This is a genomic window from Dyella sp. 01N448 (genome assembly GCF_056399225.1).
In genome coordinates this window covers 68,773-82,408 of sequence record NZ_JBFTQX010000002.1, presented here as the reverse complement: position 1 = coordinate 82,408, position 13,636 = coordinate 68,773, and the positions used below count along the sequence as shown (strand labels likewise).

The window sequence follows — 13,636 nt, the reverse complement described above, 5'->3', positions numbered from 1 at the left end:
ATCTGATGACTCGCCAGTGCTGGCGTCTTCCACAGGTGGTCCTTCCCATGAGCAACAAACTGTTTGAATCCACGAAGATCGGTCGCTACGCCGTGCGTCATCGCGTCGTGATGGCTCCGTTAACCCGCATGCGCGCCGAGCAGCCGGGCGATCGCCCTGGCGAGCTGATGCGCGAGTACTACGCCCAGCGTGCATCCCAGGGTGGCCTGCTGGTGTCCGAGGCGACCGTGGTGGCGCCCAACGGCGGCGGTTACCTGGGTTCGCCGGGACTTTATTCCGACGCGCAGATCCCGGGCTGGAAGCGCATCACCGATGCCGTGCATGCCAAGGACGGCCTGATCTTCCTGCAGCTGTTCCATGCCGGCCGCCAGTCGCACGCCGACCTGCAGCCCGAAGGCGGCGCGCCGGTGACGGCTTCCGTCGTCCCCTACGAAGGCGTGGCGTATACCGCCCAGGGCTGGGTGCCGAGTTCGCCGCACCGCGCGTTGAGCGAAGACGAAGTGCGCGACATGGTCGTGCAATTTCGCCATGCCGCCGAGCGTGGCCTCAAGGCCGGCTTCGATGGCGTGGAAATCCACGGCGCCAACGGTTACCTGATCGACCAGTTCCTGCAGGATGGATCAAACAAGCGCACCGACAGCTATGGCGGCAGCGTGGCCAGGCGCGCCCGGTTCCTGCTGGACATCACGCGCGAAGCAATCGCCGTGTGGGGCCGCGACCGCGTCGCCGTGCGACTGGGGCCCAGTGGTCGCTTTGGCGACATGCACGACAGCGACCCGGTCGCACTTTTCAGCCATGTGGCGAGTGAGCTCGACAAGCTTGGCATTGCCTATCTTCATTTGATCGAACCGCGCGTCAACGGCAACACGGTGGACGACAGCCGCGATCAGAATCCCGTGGCTGCGCGATTGATCCGCCACCATTTCAACGGGCCGATCATTGCTGCCGGTGGTTTCAACGGCGAATCGGCCGAGGCGATCCTGCAGGAAGGCAGCGCGGATCTGGTCGCGTTTGGCCGCGACTTCATCGCCAATCCCGATCTGCCGTTGCGCCTGGCCAAGGGACTGCCCTTGAACCGCTACGATCGCGACACCTTCTACGGTGGCGATGCCGCCGGATATACCGACTATCCGGCCCACGCCGAGTTGGCGGCGGCCTGATCTATCGCACCGGGGCCGGTCAGGCCGGCCTCGGATACCCGGATGCCGCTCACGCGGCATAGATCAGCGCATCCCTAGGGTGAAGCATCCATGCCAAGTGCTCCTGCCATGGCCACATCCACCAAAGCAGACACGGATTCGCTCGACAGTCTGAGCGCTTTGGCGACCTATGTGCAGGCGGCGGAAACGCGCAGTTTCACCCAGGCGGCTCGTGTGCTTGGCCTGACCGCATCGGCGGTGGGAAAGACCGTGGCGAGGCTGGAGGCCAGCCTGGGCGTGCGGCTGTTTCACCGCAGCACACGCAGCATTTCCTTGACGCCCGATGGCGAAGTCTTCCTTGAAAGCTGCCGCCGCGTGTTGTCGGAGATCGACAGCGTCGAACGCGAACTCGCCGGCAACCAGGCCTCGCCCCGTGGCAAGCTGAGAGTGAGCCTGCCGTATCTGAGCGGCCTGTTCGGCAAGGTGCTGGCCGGATTCATGGCCATGTATCCGGATATCGAGCTGGATCTCGATTACAGCGACCGCCTCGTCGATATCGTCAACGAAGGATTCGATGTAGCCATCCGCACCGGCGAGGGCGTGGATTCGCGACTGATCTCGCGCCGGCTTGGCGTTTATCACCTAGTGCTGGTGGCTTCACCTTCTTACCTTGAGCGTGCGGGCGTGCCGAAGATGCCTGGCGATCTCGCTGGGCATGCTTGCATCCATCATCGCTTTCCATCCACCGGCAAGCTCGAGCGCTGGCCGTTCCGTCAATCGGACAAGGGACTGGACGTTGTCGTGCCGGTGGCCGTGTCGGCAAGCACCATCGCGCCCATGCTCGAACTGGCCATCGAAGGTGGCGGTATTGCCTGCGTGCCGGATTTCTCGGTGACTGCAGCCATCGAGGCTGGTCTGCTTAAGCCGGTGCTGTCCGGGCAGCTGGAGTATCAGAACGTCTTTCGCGCCGTCTGGCCGTCGCACCGGCATATTTCACCGCGGCTGCGGGTGTTCCTCGATTACATGAGTGCTCACCTGTTTGCTGACGAACGCAAGTAAGCTGACGAGCGTCCGCTAGCTCTTGCCCAGCGTGGCAAACATCACGATCGCGGCCACTCCCATCACCACCGTCGCCAACCAACCGAAGCGCCGCAGCCAGCCGCTCACCACATGATTGCCCATGGTCTGCCCGCGGCTGGCGACGATCATGATCGCCGCCATCAAGGGCACGGCGCATACGCCATTGACGACAGCGCTCCAGTACAGCGCCTTGATCGGATCGATCGGGGTGAAGATCAAAGCGACGCCGCCCGCCATGGCGGCGACCAGGACGCCGTAGAACACCTTGGCATCCCCGGGCTTGTGCGCCAGGCCGTAGGGCGCATGCAGGGCGCCCGCCACGGCAAACGCGGTCGCGCCGGCCAGCACGGGAACCGCCAGCATGCCGGTGCTGATGATGCCCAGCGAAAACAGCGAGAAGGCGAAGCGGCCCGCGGCAGGCTTCAATGCCTGCGCGGCTTCAGCGGTCGACTGGATATCGGTCTTGCCGTGCGCATGCAGCACCGCCGCCGCGGTGACGATCATGAAGAACGCCACCAGATTCGAGAAAATCATTCCAACGCTGGTATCGATGGCGATGCGCTTGAGCGCGTCGGGCGCTTGCGCGTCGGCGTGCTTCAGTGGCTCGCGCTCATCGCTCTCGCGTATTTCCTCCACCTCCTGCGCTGCCTGCCAGCAAAACAGGTAAGGACTGATGGTGGTGCCAAGCACCGCGACAATCGCCGTGAGATACGCCACGTTCCATTGCAGGTGCGGAAGCAGGGTGGACTTGAGCACTTCACCCCACGGCACCTTGACCACGAAGGCCGTCGCCACATAGGAAAACAGACTCAAGGCCAGCAGCTTGAGGTAGGGCGAATATTTCGCGAAGGGAACAAACACCTGCAAGCCCGTCGAGATCAACGCCAGGACAACGCCGAACGCGACCGCGGAGCCGCCGACAAGCAACTGCAAGGCAGCGCCCATCGCGGCGATGTCCGCTGCGATATTGATCACATTGGCGACGATCAACAGAGACACCAGCGACCACACCGCGGAGCGTGGAAAATTGCGTGACAGGTTGTCCGCCAGGCCGCGACCCGTCACGCGACCCACGCGAGCGCTGATCATCTGTATCGCGATCATCAGCGGTATGGTCAGAAACACGATCCACAGCAGCGCGTAGCCAAATCGCGCGCCGACTTGCGAGTAGGTGGCGACGCCGCTGGGGTCGTCGTCTGCTGCGCCGGTCACAAAGCCCGCACTCAGGCGTTGCCACCACGCCTGGGATTTGCCGCTCTTGGATGCTGGCGCGCCGCCGTCTGCCAGCGGCTCCAGGATGACCTCGTCGCCCTCGGCACTCATGTGGTTGCTCCGATCATTCAAGGCATCGTGAGCCCGCATCTGTGACGTGGTGGAGAGTGCGAGGCCGGCGTTCGGTGAAGGGCGTCAGTGTCGCGACAGCGACGCCTCGTGCGTCGCCGCGCGTGAGTTGTTCTCAGTCGTCCTTCGGCGGCTTGGCCGGAATGAACGGAGACACCGGGTCACTGGCCGGAAAAGTTTCTTCCAGCGCTTCCTCATGGTTCTCCGATTCCTTCTTCTTGCGAGCCTCCCGCTCAGCCGGCGTTTCTACTTGTGCAGGCTGATGGTCGTGCGGATGAGGAACGTCTTTTCGATCTTTGCTTGACATGGGCAGCACCTGCGTCGTGCAGAACAAGGCTGCATGTTCCAGGGCGCCGCGTGACGCGAGTGCAGGACTTTTGTGAGCGTTTGGCTCGACACCTATGCGTGAGCGCGGCGTCGATAGCCTGGTGGTACATCACTGTCGTGCTTATTGCCAACCCAGCCCAAGACTCTTCTGCAATGACACAAAGTCCTTGAGCAGATCGGCCTGTCCTTCGATCAGGTTTTGTTGTGCAGTGAACTGCGTACGCTGGGTATCCATCAGGTCGATCAGCGAGGATGCGCCCGCGCCGTAGCGCTGATGCATCAAGCGCTCGGAGCGATTGGCCGATGCCTCGATCTGCTGCATGCGCGCCACGCTGTCGCGCTGGTGGCCGTAGCGGGACAGGGCGTTATTGGCGTCCTGCAGCGCGGCGAGCACGGTCTGTGTGTACGTCGCGACGGCTTCATCGCGGCCGGCCTCGGCTTGGCGGATGCTGCTGTGGGTGCGGCCGAAATCGAACACATTCCACTGCAGGTAAGGCACGCCCAGCCAGGTGAGGGCGCTCTTCTTCGCAAGGTCGGCAGGGTTTACGCCGGTGGTGCCGAGGAAGCCCATCAAGGTCACCTTGGGAAACAGATCGGCAGTGTGCTGGCCGATCTGCGCGTTGCTCGAGGCCAGTCGACGCTCGGCAGCGCGGATATCCGGGCGCTGTCGCAGCAGGCTTGCCGGATCATCGATGGGTACCGCAGCCGGCAAGATCGGGAGTGCGGTCGGCTTCGACAGTTCCTGGTCGAGCGCCCCCGGCGCCTGGCCGGTGAGCACCGCCAATTGATCGAGCGATTCGGTGATCTGCTCGTCCAGCGGAATCAGGGTCGCGCGCGTGTTTTCAACCTGAGTGGTCTGCCGCTCGACGTCCGCATCGGCGGCGACGCCGCGTGCACGGCGCTGCTGCACCAGTTCTAGCGTCTTCTGCGCGAGATCGGTCGACTGATTCGCCAACACCAGGCGCTGCTGCTGATCGCGCAAGCCGATATAGGCCTGCGCCACTTCGGCGGCCAACGACACCTGGGCATCGGCGAAGTCCGCCTCGACGGCCTGGGCCTGCGCCGATGAGGACTCGGTGGCGCGTCGCACGCCGCCAAACAGGTCCAGCTCCCAGGAGGCATCGAACGCAGCCGTATACAACTGCAGCGGACCACGCCCACTGGAGGTGTTCGTGCCCTGGCCGCTTTGCCCGTTGTTGTTGGACGACTGCAGCAGCGACAGATCCGGCTCGCGCACACGCACGGCTGCCGCGTCCACCGACAGGTTGGGCAGGGCTTTCGTGCGTTGTTGCAGCAGTTGCTCGCGCGACTGCCGCAGGCGCGCCTGTGCCGCCTGCAGGTTGGGGTTGTGTGCCAGTGCTGCGTCGATCAGCGCATTGAGCTGCGGATCGTTGAGCGTGGTCCACCACTGGCTGGGCGCGGGTGTAGTGGCGAGACCTGTCGTTGGTGCACGTACAAAGGCATTGCCATGGCTACCGGGTACATCGGGGGCGCCGCGGTAGTCGGGGCCGACCGTGCAGCCCGAAAGCGCCATGATCGAGGCAAGCAGCGCCAGCAGCAAGGTGCGCGGCGCGCGCGATGGAATCGTAGTCATCACAAACATCCTTAGTGGCCCGTCGCTGCCGGCGCGTGGTAGCGGGGTGTCTTCAGCAGCAAGGCGAGCGGTATGCAGCAGAGCAGGGCCATGCCCAGCACATAGAAAATTTCCGAATACGTCATCACCAGGGCCTGCTGCTGGATCTGCTGGGCCAGTTGAGCCAGCGCACGCATCTTCGAGTAGGTCATGTCGCCGGTTTGCGCGAACCAGCTCGCTGCGTTGGCTGCCATACGATCCTGGCCGAGCACGGAATTGGCCGATAGCGATTCGCGGATGGTCGCCACATGAAAGGTGTTGCGCCGGTCGATGACGGTGCCAATGATGGCCAGGCCGATCGAGCCGCCCAAGTTGCGCGCCATGTTGTAGATGCCGGCCGCATCGCCTGATTCCTCGCGCGACACCGCCGCCATCGAAGCCTGGTTCAACGGCATCATCGCCAGCATCTGGCCGGCGCCGCGCACCAGCTGCGACCAGAAGAAGTCATCGCCGACGGACTGGGCCGTCAGGTGGATGTCGAGCATGCAGCTGCCCACGAAACACAGCAGGCCGGTGATCACCAGGATGCGGAAATCCACCTTGCCCAGCAGGCGCGGCAAGATCGGCATCATCATGAAGGCCGGTACGCCCGATACCAGCATGACCCAGCCCGACTGTTCGGCGTTGTAGCCCGCGATCAGGCCAAGGAATTGCGGAATCACATAGATCACGCCGTACAAGGCCGCTCCCACCACCAGCACGATAAAGATCACGCTGGCGTAGCGCGGGTTCTTCAGCAGGCTCAGGCGCATCACCGGCTTGGCGGCCGTGAACTGCGATATCGCGATCAAGACCATGCCGGCAAACGACAGCAGGCTGAGCCAGATGATCATGCTGGACTCGAACCAGCGCTCGCGCTGGCCTTCTTCCAGTACCACGGTCAGCGAGCTCAGTCCGATCGCCAATCCGAACACGCCCAGCCAATCGGCTTTTCGCAAGGCCTCCCAGTGCGGCTTGTCCGAAGGCAAACCGACGAGCAGCAGAACGATCAGGCCGATGCACACCGGCAGGTTGATGAAGAAGCACCAGCTCCAGCTGATGTTTTCCGTCAACCAGCCGCCCAGCACCGGGCCCAGCAGCGGACCGAGCAAGACGATCAGGCCGAACGCGGTCATGCCGATCGGCAGCTGCGACATCGGCAGGCGGCTGCGGATGATGGTTTGCGCCGTGGGGATCATCGCGCCGCCGGTGAGGCCCTGGCCGATGCGGCCGATGATCATCGCCATCAGCGTGGTCGAGATGCCGCACATCATCGAAAACAGGATGAACAGCACAGCGCAGCCGAGCAGGAAATTGCGCAAGCCGAACACACGGGTCAGCCACGCGGCGAGCGGGATGATCACGATCTCCGACATCAGGTAACCGGTGGAGATCCAGGTGCCTTCGGTGCCAGTGGCGCCGATTTCACCCTGAATCTGCGGCAGGGCCGAGTTGGTGATGGAGATGTCCAGCGTCGCCATCAACGCGCCCAGCGAGCCGGCCGCAACGGCAATCCAGTCCGCGACGCTGGCACGCTCAGGATGCGCGGCAGGCTGGGCGGCTGCCTCAGCCATGACGGCGTTCTGCGGATGCGACCTTGCCGTCCTCGTGCGCCTGACGCGTGTCCACCTTCACCGTCACCGACAAGCCCGGCACCAGCAGCTTGCGGGTTTGCTCGTCGGCTTCCAGGCGGATGCGTACCGGCACGCGCTGCACGATCTTGGTGAAGTTGCCGGTGGCGTTCTCGGGCGGCAGCAGGGCGAATTCCGCGCCGGTGCCGGGTGCAAAGCTCTCGACCACGCCTTGCAGCTCGGTATCGGGCAGCGCATCGACTCGCACGCTGGCGTGCTGGCCCGGGCGCATCTGGCCGATCTGCGTCTCCTTGAAATTGGCGGTGAGATAAACGCCTTCGATCGGCACCACCGTCATCATCCGCGTGCCGGGCTGCGCGTACTGACCCACGCGCACCGTGCGATCACCCACGCGCCCGGGCAGCGAGCTGCGGATCAAGGTGTCGTCGAGGTCGAGCTTCGATTGCCGCGCCGAGGCCTGGGCGGCTTCGAGTTGCGCGCGAGCCTGGGCGATCTGTGCGTTGAGATCGGCGATCTTTGCCTGTGCCTGGTCGAGCGCAGCGGTGTCGGCCGCCAGGGTCGCCCTGGCCTGGTCGCGGTTGCTGGTGAGCACGGACAGTTGGTCGCTGCTCTCGGCGCCGGTGGTGGCCAGCGGGCCGTAGCGGCGCACTTCGTCGTCGGCGTGGCTGCTGCTGATCTGGGCGGTCAGCTGCTGGGCCCTGGCCTGCTCGATCGCGGCGCGCTGCTGCAGGATGGCGGCCTGCGCCCGCTGGATATCCGCCTGGCGCGCATCGACCGTGGCCTGGGCCTGGTCGAGCGCCGCGCGGTACTGGCGTCCATCCAGGCGCACCAGTGGATCACCGGCCTTCACCGTGGCGTTGTCGCCCACGTAGACATCGGTGACATAGCCGCTGACTTTGGGCGCCACGGTCATGCTGTCGGCGCGCAGGTAGGCATCGTCGGTGCTCTGCATATAGCGGCCGACCACCCACCAGTAGCCCAGGGCCAGCACCCCCATGACGGCCAGGACGATGGCGACGGGCAGCAGAATCTTGCCCGCTTTGGAGCGGCGCGAGCTGGGGACGGTGGGATCTTTCTTTACTTCGCCGGGCGTGGAGCCGGAGGGGGCGGGCATGAGGGCGTGTCCAATATATTCCAGCTGGAAGATTTATTCCGATTGGAATAACTTTGTCAAATGTTATATTTGGCAGGAGCAAGCAGGAGAACCGTGCATGAGCCCATCCAAGCGTCCTCGGCACTCGTCGGCCGGAGGCTATGCGCGCGGCGATGAAACGCGCCAGCGCATCATCGACGCGGCCGTGGCCTTGTTCGGCGAGCATGGCTACGCGGGCGCATCCACCCGCGATATCGCGGCGGCGGCCGGCGTCAATGCGCCGGCGCTGCAGTACTACTTCGAGAACAAGGAAGGGGTTTACCGGGCCTGCGCCCAGTTCATCGCCGATGACATCCGTGGCCGATTCGAGCCTGCCATGCGACAGGCGGCAGGCATTTTGAAAGGCGAGGCCAGTGCGGCTGAGCTGATCGACGCCTTCCTTGGCATCCACGAGGTGGTGCTGGACATGGTGCTGACCGACAGCCAGGCATCCAAGCGGCGCCTGTTCATGGTGCGCGAGGTGGCGGGCGATGAGCCGCTGGTGGCCTCACAACTGTTGGAGCGGCGGCTCAAGCAGCCGTTGAACAAGCTGCGCCTGAGCTTGCTGGCGCGTATCACCGGCACGACTACCCGCGATCCGATCACGCGGATACGCCTGCTCACCCTCAAGGGCCAGATCCTGCCGTTCTTCCATCCTCCGGGCGCCTGCCTGGACGCCCTGGGGTGGAAGGAGATCGACGCCACCAAGGGCGCCATGCTCAAGGCGACGGTGATGGAGCAGACTCGCACCCTGCTGGAGAGCTGGCAGGTGCGGGGCTGATCGTCGGCGCGTTTGGCGCCTGGGCGGCTTACTTGCCGCGTGCTTTGAGCTGCGCGTCCAGCCGCGGATAAACGCGACGGACATTGCCTTCGTACACCTGGTGCCGCTCTTCGGCAGAGAGGTTCGCCGCTTCGATATAGCGGCGGGTGTCGTCGAAATAATGGCCCGTGGTGGGATCGATGCCGCGCACGGCGCCCACCATCTCCGAGCCGAACAAGATGTTCTTGACGTCGATCACCTTGAACAGCAGATCGATCCCGGGCTGGTGATATACGCAGGTATCGAAGTACACGTTCTTCATCACGTGCTCGCTCAGTGGTGGCTTGTTCAACATGTCGGCCAGGCCGCGGTAGCGGCCCCAGTGGTACGGCACCGCGCCGCCGCCATGGGGGATCACGAAACGCAGGCTGGGAAAATCGTTGAACAGGTCGCCCTGCAGGAATTGCATGAAGGCCGTGGTATCGGCGTTGATGTAGTGCGCGCCGGTGGCGTGGAAGTTCGCGTTGCAGCTGCCCGACACATGAACCATGGCCGGCACGTCCAGCTCCACCATCTTCTCGAAGAACGGATACCAGGCACGATCGGTCAGCGGCGGCCCGTTCCAATGACCACCGGATGGATCGGGATTGAGGTTGCAGCCCACGAAGCCCAGTTCGTTGACGCAGCGTTCCAGCTCGGCGATCGAATGCCTGATGGTGACGCCGGGTGACTGCGGCAGCTGGCATACGCCGATGAAGGTCTCCGGATAGAGCCCGACGACGCGCGCAATCAAGTCATTGCAATGGCTCGTCCACACCTGGCTGACAGCCTCGTCGCCCTGATGGTGGGCCATGGTGCTGGCGCGTGGCGAGAAGATGGTCATGTCCAGGCCGCGCTCGCGCAGCAGGCGCAGCTGGTTGGTCTCGATGCTCTCGCGAATCTCGTCATCGGAGATGGCGGGGTAGGCCGGCACGGGTTGCGACGGATCGGCAAAGTGCTTCAGCTGTGCGTCGCGGAACGCATCGTGGCCCTTTGGCGCGGTGGTGTAGTGACCGTGGCAATCGATGATCAGGGGGCGCGTTGTTTCAGACATAGGTGAGGCCCTTGCTGGCCAGGCGCTCGCGCATGTCGTAGATATCCAGGCCCAGTTCGCCTGCAGCCAGGCGCGCGCGCTTCGCTTCTTCGCGCGCCTCGCGCTCCTTCGCTTGTTCCAGTATCCGTGCGGCGCTGGCTCGTGGCACGACGCAGACGCCATCGTCGTCGGCAATCACCACATCGCCTGGGTTGACCAGGGCGCCGCCGCAGACCACCGGCACGTTGACCGAGCCCAGGGTTTCCTTGACCGTGCCCTGTGCATGGATGGCCCGGCTCCACACCGGGAAACCCATGGCAGTGAGATCGCGCACGTCGCGCACGCCCGCATCGATGATCAGGCCCCGGCAGCCGCGCGCCTTGGCCGAGGTGGCCAGCAGGTCGCCGAAATAGCCGTCTTCGCAGGGGCTGGTGGTGGCGGCAATCAGTAGATCGCCTTCGCGCAACTGTTCGATCGCCACATGCATCATCCAGTTGTCGCCGGGCGGCATCAGCACCGTGACCGCCGAGCCGGCGATGCGTGCACCGCCGTAGATGGGGCGCAGGCTGGAGTGCATCAGGCCGCTGCGGCCCTGTGCTTCGTGTGCGGTGGCGACGCCGACCTTGGCCAGGCCGTCAATGACGTTGGCGTCGGCACGTTCGATGTGGGTTACTACGACAGACATGTCTCATCCTCTTTCGAACATCAATCGTTGGCGGCGGCAGGCTTGAAGCCCATCAGTACGCCGATGTCCATGCGCAGGCCGATGGCATAGACCAGCAGGTTCTTCGGCAACACCGCGGTTTTCGGAATGGCGGAGTTGTCCGGGTGCACGATGTACTGCACGCTCGGCATCAGCTCCAGGCCCTTGACGATGTGGTAGCTGTAGGTCAGGTCGGCAGCCGTCTGGTGGCGGGCGTTCCAGCCGCTGCCGCCGAGCTTGGCGCGCTCCTCGGCAAGAAAGTCGCGCTCGGCCGTGGTCAACTCAAACTCCGAGATGTTGAGGCCGAGCGTGTCGTACGGACGCGAGGCGAACGGCCCGGTCATCACAAAGCCGGCATAGATCTGCTGGCGCATGATTTCCTGCTGCTCCAGCTGCTGCACCCAGCCGCCGAACACGTTGAAGCTGCGCGGCGAACTCGGATCCGGACGCCAGATCACCTTGTCGCCCATCAGGTAGATGCCGTCGCGCACGTGGTTATCGGTGGCAGCGGTGCCGCCCTTGATGCCCAGCGGCTGGCCGCGCGTGTTCATGTCGATGTCGGTCAGGGGAGCGGTGCTCACATAAGCGCCGCCCTTCAGCTCGAACGGAAACTGCTCCGTGCGCGGATCATTCTTCACCCAGCCGAATTCCACCGGCACGGTGTAACCGGTGGCATGTTCGATGCCCCAGTTCAGACCATTGCTGGGTTGCACGGTGGGATTGACTTCGAACGCACCGACGTCGACGTAAGTGTTCTCGGTGGTCTTGTACTTCACGTTGCCGCCCCAGGTCGCCGACGGCAGCAGGCTGAGGCCGGTTTCGGAAACCAGCATGCGCGGCTCGCCGCAGGTGTTGGCGGAGGTGAACTGGCAGTTCACCACCAGGTGGCCGAAGTACGTCGTACTGCCCAGGCGGCCGACCTGGATATCCAGCCTGTCGTCCAGGCCTTTGTACTCGTACGAGAACAAGCCCAGATGCCAGCGCGTATAGGGGTTTTTGTAGATGTATTGCTGCTTGGTATAGGTGCCGGTGACCAGCGCGTTGAGGCTCAGGCCGTAGTCGCGATAGACGGTGAAGTGGAAGGTGGACCCCGTCCATCCCCAGATCTTGCCCAGATCGAGATCTGCGCCGACGTAGAACTGGCCCACGTTATGGCTGCCCTGGGCGACGCCGCCGGTGGTGTTCTTGGCGAATTGATCCACCAGGCTGGCGCGGATGTTGACGCCGTCGTCGATCAGGTTCTGCACCCATGCCGCGCGAGGCAGGCCTGGCTCACGCGCAGGCGGCTGTGCGGGAGCGAGCGTGTCGGCCGGAGCGACGGCGCCTGGCTGCGCATCGGCCTGCGCGGCTGCATAGCCGTCGGCCCAGTTGGCGCCCGGTCCGCTGTCCGCCGTTGCCTGCGTGTCCTGCGCATGAGCGGCAGGCATCAGCAAGGCGGCGAGCAGACCAAGATACAGCGATTGACGTGTCATCGACCTTTTCATTGACAAACTCCTCCCCGCCGCGGCGCCGTCAGGTGCCGCGAGACACATGTTGTTTTGAAGGCCGACGTCCTGTTAACCCGCGTGTAGTTCTTTTTGTAACTGTTCGCGATCGACTGCCTGTTCCCAGCGGCCAACCACTACGGTGGCCACGCAATTGCCGACGATGTTCACGAACACAAAGCCCGCCGACAGAATGCGATGAACACCAAGAATCAAGGCGACGCTGCTGACGGGTATGGTCTTGGTCGCCGCCAGCGTCATGGTCAGGACCGCGATGGCCGAGCCCGATACGCCCGCGCCGCCCTTTGAGGTGACCAGCAAAATCAACAGCAGGCCCAGCTGCCCCTGCCAGCCCAGCGCGGTGTCGGTGGCCTGCGCCAGAAACACCGTGACTGCCGCAAAGTAGAGGCAGGTGCCGTCATGGTTGAAGCTATAGGCCGTGGGCAGCACCATGCCGACCACCGATTCGTTCACGCCAAGACGGGTCAGCTTTTCAGTCAGCTGCGGAAACACGCTTTCCGAGGAACTGGTGCCAAGCACGAGCACCAGCTCCTCGCGGATATAGCGCATCAGCTTGAGCAGGCTGAAGCCGCACACGTACGAAATCGGTGCGAGCACCAGCAGCAGGAAGGCCGCGCAGGTCAGCGCGAACACGCCCACCAGTTTCGCCAGCGGCAACAAGCTGGCGGCGCCGAACTTGGCGGTGGTGAAGGCGATCGCGCCAAATGCCGCGATCGGCGCAATCTTCATCACCTGGCGGATGATCCAGAACAATGCGAGCTGGGTGGCATCGACCACGCGCAGCACCGGCTGCGCTTTTTCACCAAGGCTGGCCAGGCCGCAGGCAAACAGCACGGAAAACAGCAGCACCTGCAGGATATCGCCGCGACTGAATGCGCCCAGCGCCGAGGTCGGCACGAGATTCGTAAGAAAGTCGCCAAAGCCCTGGGGTGCGGTTGCGACGTGGTCCGTCGCATCCATTCCCTGCTTGAGCGTGGCGAGGTCGACATGCATGCCCACGCCGGGCTTGAGTACATTGACCGCGACCAGGCCGATCACCAGCGCCACGCTGGTGACCAGTTCGAAATACACCATCGCCTTGAGCGCGATGCGACCCACCTTGCCCATGTCGCGCACGCTGGCGATGCCGTGCGTGACCGTGCAGAAGATGATCAGCCCCACCACCATCTGGATCAGGCGGATGAAGATATCGCCCAGCGGCTTCAGCGCGGCACCGATGTTCGGCCATACCACACCGACCAGCACGCCGAGCACGATGCCCACCACCACCTGGAAGGTCAGGTCGCGATAGAGCGGGTGCCGCTGCGACGTCAGATGGGTTTGGAGGTTCACCGGTCGGGTCATCTGGAAACTGAACTCTGGTAAGGGATCGC

General features: G+C 64.0%; 12 protein-coding genes. 3 read left to right on the top strand and 9 right to left on the bottom strand.

Annotated elements, in window-relative coordinates:
* The first annotated feature begins 47 nt into the window (after positions 1-47).
* Together AC1DKY_RS02785 and AC1DKY_RS02780 are read left to right on the top strand one after the other, a co-directional pair.
* Entirely contained in the window at positions 48-1,160 is a 1,113-nt protein-coding gene (locus AC1DKY_RS02785; protein ID WP_441602197.1) for an alkene reductase, read from the top strand.
* Between the two features lie 108 nt (positions 1,161-1,268).
* A complete protein-coding gene (locus AC1DKY_RS02780; protein ID WP_441602196.1) occupies positions 1,269-2,198 on the top strand; it encodes a LysR family transcriptional regulator in 930 nt (309 codons plus the stop codon).
* A gap of 15 nt (positions 2,199-2,213) precedes the next feature.
* Here AC1DKY_RS02780 and AC1DKY_RS02775 read toward each other — a convergent pair whose 3' ends face one another.
* The 5 genes from AC1DKY_RS02775 to AC1DKY_RS02755 form a co-directional block, all read right to left on the bottom strand.
* The gene (locus tag AC1DKY_RS02775; RefSeq protein WP_441602195.1) at positions 2,214-3,542 is read right to left on the bottom strand and encodes an Nramp family divalent metal transporter; all 1,329 of its coding nucleotides are present in this window, start codon (positions 3,540-3,542) and stop codon (positions 2,214-2,216) included.
* A gap of 133 nt (positions 3,543-3,675) precedes the next feature.
* The gene (locus AC1DKY_RS02770) at positions 3,676-3,867 is read right to left on the bottom strand and encodes a hypothetical protein (RefSeq protein WP_441602194.1); all 192 of its coding nucleotides are present in this window, start codon (positions 3,865-3,867) and stop codon (positions 3,676-3,678) included.
* Positions 3,868-4,008: 141 nt separating this feature from the next.
* Positions 4,009-5,481: an efflux transporter outer membrane subunit gene (locus AC1DKY_RS02765; RefSeq protein WP_441602193.1), complete on the bottom strand. Its 1,473-nt coding sequence runs from the start codon at positions 5,479-5,481 to the stop codon at positions 4,009-4,011.
* 11 nt (positions 5,482-5,492) lie between these two features.
* A complete protein-coding gene (locus tag AC1DKY_RS02760) occupies positions 5,493-7,073 on the bottom strand; it encodes an MDR family MFS transporter (protein WP_441602192.1) in 1,581 nt (526 codons plus the stop codon).
* On the bottom strand, positions 7,066-8,205 hold the full coding sequence (locus AC1DKY_RS02755) for an HlyD family secretion protein (RefSeq protein ID WP_441602191.1): 1,140 nt from the start codon (positions 8,203-8,205) through the stop codon (positions 7,066-7,068). The genes AC1DKY_RS02760 and AC1DKY_RS02755 overlap by 8 nt, the downstream gene beginning before the upstream one ends.
* 97 nt (positions 8,206-8,302) lie before the next feature.
* Here AC1DKY_RS02755 and AC1DKY_RS02750 point away from each other — a divergent pair, with 97 nt between their 5' ends.
* Positions 8,303-9,004: a CerR family C-terminal domain-containing protein gene (locus AC1DKY_RS02750; RefSeq protein ID WP_441602190.1), complete on the top strand. Its 702-nt coding sequence runs from the start codon at positions 8,303-8,305 to the stop codon at positions 9,002-9,004.
* A 28-nt stretch (positions 9,005-9,032) separates the two neighbouring features.
* Here the strand turns inward: AC1DKY_RS02750 and AC1DKY_RS02745 are convergent, their stop codons facing one another.
* The 4 genes from AC1DKY_RS02745 to dctA all read right to left on the bottom strand — a co-directional run bounded on the left by AC1DKY_RS02745 (position 9,033) and on the right by dctA (position 13,595).
* Complete coding sequence (locus AC1DKY_RS02745) at positions 9,033-10,055, bottom strand: amidohydrolase family protein (protein WP_441602445.1); 1,023 nt, start codon at positions 10,053-10,055, stop codon at positions 9,033-9,035.
* Between the two features lie 13 nt (positions 10,056-10,068).
* The gene (locus tag AC1DKY_RS02740; RefSeq protein WP_441602189.1) at positions 10,069-10,740 is read right to left on the bottom strand and encodes a 4-carboxy-4-hydroxy-2-oxoadipate aldolase/oxaloacetate decarboxylase; all 672 of its coding nucleotides are present in this window, start codon (positions 10,738-10,740) and stop codon (positions 10,069-10,071) included.
* Between the two features lie 20 nt (positions 10,741-10,760).
* Positions 10,761-12,230 (bottom strand): carbohydrate porin, encoded by a 1,470-nt coding sequence (locus tag AC1DKY_RS02735; RefSeq protein ID WP_441602188.1) that lies wholly within the window; start codon positions 12,228-12,230, stop codon positions 10,761-10,763.
* A gap of 84 nt (positions 12,231-12,314) precedes the next feature.
* Positions 12,315-13,595, bottom strand: a complete 1,281-nt coding sequence (dctA, locus tag AC1DKY_RS02730) for a C4-dicarboxylate transporter DctA (RefSeq protein ID WP_441602187.1) — start codon at positions 13,593-13,595, stop codon at positions 12,315-12,317.
* Between the last annotated feature and the right edge of the window lie 41 nt (positions 13,596-13,636).

Bases quoted from the DNA above. Each gene is read 5' to 3' on its own strand.
- AC1DKY_RS02785 (WP_441602197.1), top strand. From the start codon at position 48: ATGAGCAACAAACTGTTTGAATCCACGAAGATCGGTCGCTACGCCGTG.
- AC1DKY_RS02780 (WP_441602196.1), top strand. From the start codon at position 1,269: ATGGCCACATCCACCAAAGCAGACACGGATTCGCTCGACAGTCTGAGC.
- AC1DKY_RS02775 (WP_441602195.1), bottom strand. From the start codon at position 3,542: ATGAGTGCCGAGGGCGACGAGGTCATCCTGGAGCCGCTGGCAGACGGC.
- AC1DKY_RS02770 (WP_441602194.1), bottom strand. From the start codon at position 3,867: ATGTCAAGCAAAGATCGAAAAGACGTTCCTCATCCGCACGACCATCAG.
- AC1DKY_RS02765 (WP_441602193.1), bottom strand. From the start codon at position 5,481: ATGACTACGATTCCATCGCGCGCGCCGCGCACCTTGCTGCTGGCGCTG.
- AC1DKY_RS02760 (WP_441602192.1), bottom strand. From the start codon at position 7,073: ATGGCTGAGGCAGCCGCCCAGCCTGCCGCGCATCCTGAGCGTGCCAGC.
- AC1DKY_RS02755 (WP_441602191.1), bottom strand. From the start codon at position 8,205: ATGCCCGCCCCCTCCGGCTCCACGCCCGGCGAAGTAAAGAAAGATCCC.
- AC1DKY_RS02750 (WP_441602190.1), top strand. From the start codon at position 8,303: ATGAGCCCATCCAAGCGTCCTCGGCACTCGTCGGCCGGAGGCTATGCG.
- AC1DKY_RS02740 (WP_441602189.1), bottom strand. From the start codon at position 10,740: ATGTCTGTCGTAGTAACCCACATCGAACGTGCCGACGCCAACGTCATT.
- AC1DKY_RS02735 (WP_441602188.1), bottom strand. From the start codon at position 12,230: ATGACACGTCAATCGCTGTATCTTGGTCTGCTCGCCGCCTTGCTGATG.